A 6,896-nucleotide genomic window follows, 5' to 3' on the forward strand; every position below is an offset into this window, starting at 1 on the left:
CAACCCTCCGCCGGGCCGCTGCGTCCCTGACGACAGCAATCAGGGAGGGCGAATGACATCGGAACCGATGGGGCCCGACCCGCACGACACACATGAGGCAGGCCGTCCCGATGGGGCGGCTGCGGTGGTCATTGGGGGCGGTCTCGCCGGCATCACGGCAGCGCTGGCGCTGGCCGACGCGGGGCTGCGCGTCACCCTCGTCGAGGGCCGGCCCCGGCTGGGCGGCCTGGTCTTCTCCTTCCGTCGCGAGTCCGCGGTGGGGGAGCTGACCGTCGACAACGGACAGCACGTCTACCTGCGCTGCTGCACCGCGTACGGCTGGTTCCTCGACCGGGTGGGGGGCCGCCGGCTGGCGCCCGTCCAGGACCGGATGGACGTCCCGGTGCTGGACGCCGAGGGGCTGCGGCTGGGACGGCTGCGGCGTACGGCCCTGCCCGTACCGCTGCACCTGGCGAAGAGCCTGGCCACCTACCCGCACCTGTCGCTCGCCGAGCGGGCGAACGTGGGCCGCGCGGCGCTGGCCCTGCGCAGGCTCGACCCCGAGGACCCCGCGCTGGACGGGATCGACTTCGCCTCGTGGCTGGCCCGGCACGGCCAGTCGCCGCGCGCCGTCGAGGCGCTGTGGGACCTGGTCGGCGTCGCGACGCTCAACGCGCGCGCCGGTGACGCGTCGCTCGGTCTGGCCGCCAAGGTCTTCAAGACCGGCCTGCTCTCCGACAACGGCGCCGCCGACATCGGCTGGTGCCGGGTGCCGCTCGGCGAGGTGCACGACACCCTCGCCCGCGAGGCCCTGGAGAAGGCGGGGGTCCGCGTCGCGCTGCGCACCCGCGCGAGCGCCCTGGCCCGGGCCGAGGACGGCACCTGGCGGGTGACGGTGGAGAACGGGCCGCACGGCCGCGAGCGGCTGGATGCCAAAACGGTCGTGCTGGCCCTGCCGCAGCGTGAGGCGCACGGCCTGCTGCCCGAAGGCAGCCTCGACGGCCAGGACCGGCTGCTGGACATCGGCACCGCGCCGATCCTCAACCTGCATGTCGTCTACGACCGCCCGGTGCTGAGGCCGGGGCCGCCCCCCGGGCCGTCGGGTCCGTCGCGGGGGACGTTCTTCGCGGCGCTCGGCTCGCCCGTGCAGTGGGTCTTCGACCGTACGGAGGCCTCCGGGCTCGCCGCGCTGCCCGGCGGCGCCCGCAGCCAGTACCTGGCCGTGTCGCAGTCCGCCGCGCAGGACGAGATCGACCGGCCGGTGGCCGAGCTGCGCGAGCGCTATCTGCCGGAGCTGGCGCGGCTGTTGCCCGCCGCGCGCGGCGCCGGCGTACGCGACTTCTTCGTCACCCGCGAACGCACCGCGACGTTCGCCCCCACACCGGGCGTCGGCCGGCTGCGGCCCGGCGCCCGCACCAGGACCCCCGGCCTGTACCTGGCCGGTGCGTGGACCGCCACCGGGTGGCCCGCGACCATGGAAAGCGCTGTTCGCAGCGGCCTCGGCGCCGTTCGCGAGGCACTCACCGAACTCGGCTTCCCCCAGGGCCAGTTGCCCCAGGAGGTGGCATGACCACGAGTACGAGCGCTCGCACGAGCACGAGCACCGGAAACAGAGGAGAAACCGTGAATCCGGCTTCCCCAGCTATCGACACCGAGAGCGTCACCGCGCTGCTGGAGCGCGGGCGGCAGCTCGCCACTCCTGTGCTGCGTGCCGCCGTGGACCGGCTCGCGCCTCCCATGGACACCGTCGCCGCGTACCACTTCGGCTGGATCGACGCCGCGGGACGGCCCGCGTCCGGGGACGGCGGCAAGGCCGTACGCCCCGCGCTCGCGCTGCTGTCGGCGCAGGCCGCGGGGCAGCCGCCGGAGGTCGGCGTGCCCGGCGCCGTCGCCGTGGAACTGGTCCACAACTTCTCGCTGCTGCACGACGACCTGATGGACGGCGACGAGCAGCGCCGCCACCGCGACACGGTGTGGAAGGTGCACGGCCCGGCCCAGGCCATTCTCGTCGGTGACGCGCTGTTCGCCCTCGCCAACGAAATACTGCTGGAGCTGGGCACCGTCGAGGCCGGCCGGGCCACCCGCCGGCTCACCGTGGCCACCCGCAAGCTCATCGACGGCCAGGCCCAGGACATCTCCTACGAGCACCGCGAGCGGGTCACCGTCGAGGAGTGCCTGGAGATGGAGGGCAACAAGACGGGCGCGCTGCTCGCCTGCGCCGTCTCCATCGGCGCCGTCCTCGGCGGCGCCGACGACCGTACCGCCGACACCCTGGAGCGGTACGGCTACCACCTCGGCCTCGCCTTCCAGGCCGTCGACGACCTGCTCGGCATCTGGGGCGACCCGGACGCCACCGGCAAGCAGACCTGGAGCGACCTGCGGCAGCGCAAGAAGTCGCTGCCGGTGGTCGCCGCCCTGGCGGCCGACAACCCCGCGTCCGAGCGGCTGGCCCGCATCCTCGCGGCGGACGCGAAGAAGAGCGAGAACGAGATCGCCGACTTCACCGAGGAGGAGTTCGCCTCCCGCGCGGCCCTCATCGAGGAGGCCGGCGGCCGCGAGTGGACCTCCCAGGAGGCCCGCCGCCAGCACACCACCGCCATCGCCGCACTGGACGAGGTGGACATGCCCGAACAGGTCCGCGCCCAGCTCGTCGCGCTCGCGGACTTCGTCGTCGTACGAGAGAGATGATCACTATCGAACCGATCTAGATCGCAGTCGCCGGCCGGTGCCTCCCCCGCCCTCCGGCAGGGGGCCGGGCGCCGGCCGACGGAATCCCTGAGCACGCTTCACCGAGTTCACTGCAGAAGGGGAAACCATGACAGCGACGACCGACGGAAGCACCGGGGCGCTGCCGCCCCGTGCCGCCTCGGCCGGCGACACCACCGCCGAGAACACCGGGAACGACCCGGCCGCCCCCACGGACACGGCAGCCGTCGCCGCCCGTGCCGCGGCCCGTGCCACCGACCATCTGCTGTCCGCGCAGGACGACGCGGGCTGGTGGAAGGGCGACCTGGAGACGAACGTCACCATGGACGCCGAGGACCTGCTGCTGCGGCAGTTCCTGGGAATCGGCGACCGGCGCACCACCGAGGCCGCCGCCCGCCACATCCGCGGTGAGCAGCGCGCGGACGGCACCTGGGCCACCTTCCACGGCGGCCCCGGCGAACTGTCCGCCACCATCGAGGCGTATGTCGCCCTGCGGCTGGCCGGCGACGCGCCGGACGCCGCCCACATGGCCCGGGCCGCCGCCTGGATCCGCGAGCACGGCGGCATCGCCGCCTCCCGCGTCTTCACCCGCATCTGGCTGGCGCTGTTCGGCTGGTGGAAGTGGGCGGACCTGCCGGAGCTGCCGCCCGAGCTGATCTACTTCCCGAAGTGGTTCCCGCTCAACATCTACGACTTCGGGTGCTGGGCCCGGCAGACGATCGTGGCACTGACGATCGTCTCGGCCGTACGCCCGGTACGGCCCGCGCCGTTCGCCCTGGACGAGCTGCACACCGACCCGGCCCGCCCGAACCCGCCGCGCCCGCTCGCCCCCGTCGCCAGTTGGGACGGCCTCTTCCAGCGGCTGGACAAGGGCCTGCACGGCTACCGCAAGGTGGCCGTGCGGAGGCTGCGCCGCTCGGCGATGAAGGCCGCGGCGAGCTGGATCATCGAACGCCAGGAGAACGACGGCTGCTGGGGCGGCATCCAGCCGCCGGCCGTCTACTCGATCATCGCGCTGCACCTGCTGGGGTACGACCTCCGGCATCCGGTGCTGCGCGAGGGCCTGCGGTCGCTGGACCGCTTCGCCGTATGGCGCGAGGACGCGGACGGCGCCCCCGTTCGCATGATCGAAGCCTGCCAGTCCCCGGTCTGGGACACCTGCCTCGCCGCCATCGCGCTCGCCGACGCCGGTCTGCCCGCCGACCACCCGCAGTTGGTCAAGGCCGCCGAGTGGATGCTCGCCGAGCAGATCAGGAAGCCGGGCGACTGGAGCGTCCGCCGGCCGCACCTGCCGTCCGGCGGCTGGGCGTTCGAGTTCGAGAACGACAACTACCCGGACATCGACGACACCGCCGAGGTCGTCCTCGCGCTGCGCCGCATCCAGTACCCGGACCCGGAGCGCGTCGACGCCGCCGTACAGCGCGCGGTGCGCTGGAACCTCGGCATGCAGTCCAAGAACGGGGCCTGGGGCGCCTTCGACGCCGACAACACCAGTCCGTTCCCCAACCGGCTGCCGTTCTGCGACTTCGGCGAGGTCATCGACCCGCCGTCGGCCGACGTCACCGCACACGTCGTGGAGATGGCCGCCGACCTCGGCATGACGCACGACGCGCGGGTACGGCGCGGCATCCGCTGGCTGCTGGCCGAACAGGAACCGGACGGCTCGTGGTTCGGGCGCTGGGGCACCAACTACATCTACGGCACCGGCTCGGTGCTCCCGGCCCTGGCCGCCGCCGGCATTCCCGCCTCGCACCCCGCGGTCCGCCGCGCCGTGCGCTGGCTGGAGCGCGTCCAGAACGAGGACGGCGGCTGGGGCGAGGACCAGCGCTCCTACCGGGACAAGGCGTGGGCCGGCCGCGGCGAGTCGACCGCCTCGCAGACCGCGTGGGCGCTGATGGCGCTGCTCGCCGCGGGCGAGCGGGACAGCGTGGCGGTCGAGCGCGGGGTGCGCTGGCTGGCCGCGACGCAGCGCGCCGACGGGTCCTGGGACGAGCCGTACTTCACGGGTACGGGCTTCCCCTGGGACTTCTCGATCAACTACCACCTGTACCGGCAGGTCTTCCCGCTGACGGCCCTCGGCCGTTACGTCAACGGCGGACCGGCCGGCGCGTCCCAGGGGGCCTGATGCCCACGTCGCGCGGCGCGGACGCGGCCCGGGACGGCCGGCGGGCCCGGCCGCCGGGGCCGCCGCCGCTGCTGGTCGCCTGCGCGCTCGGCATCGAGCGGCTCGCGCTGCGCGGCGGCGACCGTAGCGGCGCGAGCGCGCCCGTCGTGACGCTCCGCACGGGCATGGGCCCGCGGGCGGCGTCGGACGCCGTCACGCACGCGCTGCGCGACGGCTCCGTCACCGAGCGGGCGCCGGTCGTCGCCACCGGCTTCTGCGCCGGCCTGGTGCCCGGGATGCGGCCGGGGGACGTCGTCGTCGCCGAGGCGGCCCGCGGCCATCTGCCCGGCGCGCCGGACGTGGCCTGCTCCGACAACGGCCCGCTGCTGCGGGCGCTGAAGGAGCGCGGCGTGACCGTGCACACCGGGCTGCTGCGCGGCTCCGACCACGTCGTACGCGGCGCGGAGCGGGCCGGGCTGCGGGCCGCGGGCGCCGTCGCGGTGGACATGGAGTCCGCCGCGACGCTCGCGGCCGCGACGCGGGACGGCGCGCGTCCCGTTGCGGCCGTCCGGGTGATCGTGGACGCTCCAGATCATGAACTTGTCCGAATCAGCACTTTACGCGGTGGAATGTCGGCCTTTCGTGTGCTGCGCTCCATCCTTCCTGTCTTTTTTGAATGGCACCGTTCCTTGCTGCTCCCCAGGAGGTGAGCCAGATGGCCATGCCGCTCCGTCAGTCCATCCGGGTCGGTACGTATCTCTTTGAACAGAAAGTGCGCAAGCGGGAGAAATTCCCGCTCATCGTGGAACTGGAACCCCTCTTCGCGTGCAACCTCAAGTGCGAGGGCTGCGGAAAGATCCAGCACCCGGCCGGGGTGCTCAAACAGCGGATGCCGGTCGCGCAGGCGGTCGGCGCGGTGCTGGAGTCCGGCGCGCCGATGGTCTCCATCGCGGGCGGCGAGCCCCTGATGCACCCGCAGATCGACGAGATCGTGCGGCAGTTGGTCGCCCGGCGCAAGTACGTCTTCCTGTGCACCAACGCCATGCTGCTGCGCAAGAAGATGGACAAGTTCACCCCCTCGCGGTATTTCGCCTTCGCCGTGCACATCGACGGGATGCGCGAGCGGCACGACGAATCGGTGGCCAAGGAGGGCGTCTTCGACGAGGCGGTGGAGGCGATCAAGGAGGCCAAGCGACGCGGCTTCCGGGTCACCACCAACTCCACCTTCTTCAACACCGACACCCCGCAGACCATCATCGAGGTGCTCAACTTCCTCAACGACGACCTCCAGGTCGACGAGATGATGCTGTCGCCCGCCTACGCCTACGAGAAGGCCCCCGACCAGGAGCACTTCCTCGGTGTCGAGCAGACCAGGGAACTGTTCAAGAAGGCCTTCGCCGGCGGCAACCGGCGCCGCTGGCGGCTCAACCACAGCCCGCTGTTCCTGGACTTCCTGGAGGGCAAGGCGGACTTCCCCTGCACGGCCTGGGCGATCCCCAACTACTCGCTGTTCGGCTGGCAGCGCCCCTGCTATCTGATGAGCGACGGGTACGTCCCCACGTACCGGCAGTTGATCGAGGAGACCGACTGGGACAAGTACGGCCGCGGCAAGGACCCGCGCTGCGCCAACTGCATGGCGCACTGCGGCTACGAGCCCACCGCCGTCCTCGCCACGATGGGCTCCCTCAAGGAGTCCCTGCGCGCCGCCCGGGAGACCGTCGCGGGAAACCGCGGGTGACGTGATGGGGAGTGGAGAGCCTCCCGGAGGCAGCCCCTCCGGGACCGCCGTCGCCCTGGGCCTGCCCGAGGTGCCGGCCCGGCCGCTCGCGGAGCGGCGCGTCTCGCGCCGCATCCAGGTCGGTCCGGTCGCCGTGGGCGGCGGCGCCCCCGTCTCGGTGCAGTCGATGACGACCACGCGGACGTCCGATATCGGGGCGACGCTTCAGCAGATCGCGGAGCTGACGGCTTCGGGGTGTCAGATCGTGCGGGTTGCGTGTCCGACGCAGGATGATGCCGACGCGCTGCCGGTGATCGCGCGGAAGTCGCAGATCCCGGTGATCGCGGACATTCATTTCCAGCCGAAGTACGTGTTCGCGGCGATCGATGC

The 6,896-nt window shown here is 72.7% G+C and carries 6 protein-coding genes; all 6 read left to right on the forward strand.

Translation table 11 applies throughout. From position 1 onward, the window contains the following. Window positions 1-67 precede the first annotated feature (67 nt). Complete coding sequence (gene hpnE / locus ACH4EB_RS07570) at window positions 68-1,549, forward strand: hydroxysqualene dehydroxylase HpnE (RefSeq protein ID WP_398346462.1); 1,482 nt, start codon at window positions 68-70, stop codon at window positions 1,547-1,549. Further along, the gene (locus ACH4EB_RS07575) at window positions 1,546-2,667 is read left to right on the forward strand and encodes a polyprenyl synthetase family protein (RefSeq protein WP_398346401.1); all 1,122 of its coding nucleotides are present in this window, start codon (window positions 1,546-1,548) and stop codon (window positions 2,665-2,667) included. Before hpnE ends, ACH4EB_RS07575 begins: the two co-directional genes overlap by 4 nt. Window positions 2,668-2,794: 127 nt before the next feature. Further along, on the forward strand, window positions 2,795-4,810 hold the full coding sequence (shc, locus tag ACH4EB_RS07580) for a squalene--hopene cyclase (RefSeq protein WP_398346403.1): 2,016 nt from the start codon (window positions 2,795-2,797) through the stop codon (window positions 4,808-4,810). Continuing rightward, window positions 4,810-5,499, forward strand: coding sequence for a 1-hydroxy-2-methyl-2-butenyl 4-diphosphate reductase (locus ACH4EB_RS07585; RefSeq protein WP_398346404.1), 690 nt, complete (start codon window positions 4,810-4,812; stop codon window positions 5,497-5,499). The genes shc and ACH4EB_RS07585 overlap by 1 nt, the downstream gene beginning before the upstream one ends. Window positions 5,500-5,504: 5 nt before the next feature. Beyond that, window positions 5,505-6,527, forward strand: coding sequence for an adenosyl-hopene transferase HpnH (gene hpnH, locus ACH4EB_RS07590; protein ID WP_398346405.1), 1,023 nt, complete (start codon window positions 5,505-5,507; stop codon window positions 6,525-6,527). 4 nt (window positions 6,528-6,531) lie between these two features. Continuing rightward, window positions 6,532-6,896: flavodoxin-dependent (E)-4-hydroxy-3-methylbut-2-enyl-diphosphate synthase (locus ACH4EB_RS07595; RefSeq protein ID WP_398346407.1), on the forward strand; the 365-nt coding region annotated here is incomplete at its 3' end.

This window comes from Streptomyces sp. NPDC018045, from assembly GCF_044327445.1.
Classification (GTDB): Bacteria; Actinomycetota; Actinomycetes; order Streptomycetales; family Streptomycetaceae; genus Streptomyces.

What these genes read in the sequence shown, in the direction of transcription:
- hpnE (WP_398346462.1), top strand. Translation starts at nt 68, where the DNA reads ATGGGGCCCGACCCGCACGACACACATGAGGCAGGCCGTCCCGATGGG.
- ACH4EB_RS07575 (WP_398346401.1), top strand. Translation starts at nt 1,546, where the DNA reads ATGACCACGAGTACGAGCGCTCGCACGAGCACGAGCACCGGAAACAGA.
- ACH4EB_RS07585 (WP_398346404.1), top strand. Translation starts at nt 4,810, where the DNA reads ATGCCCACGTCGCGCGGCGCGGACGCGGCCCGGGACGGCCGGCGGGCC.
- hpnH (WP_398346405.1), top strand. Translation starts at nt 5,505, where the DNA reads ATGGCCATGCCGCTCCGTCAGTCCATCCGGGTCGGTACGTATCTCTTT.
- shc (WP_398346403.1), top strand. Translation starts at nt 2,795, where the DNA reads ATGACAGCGACGACCGACGGAAGCACCGGGGCGCTGCCGCCCCGTGCC.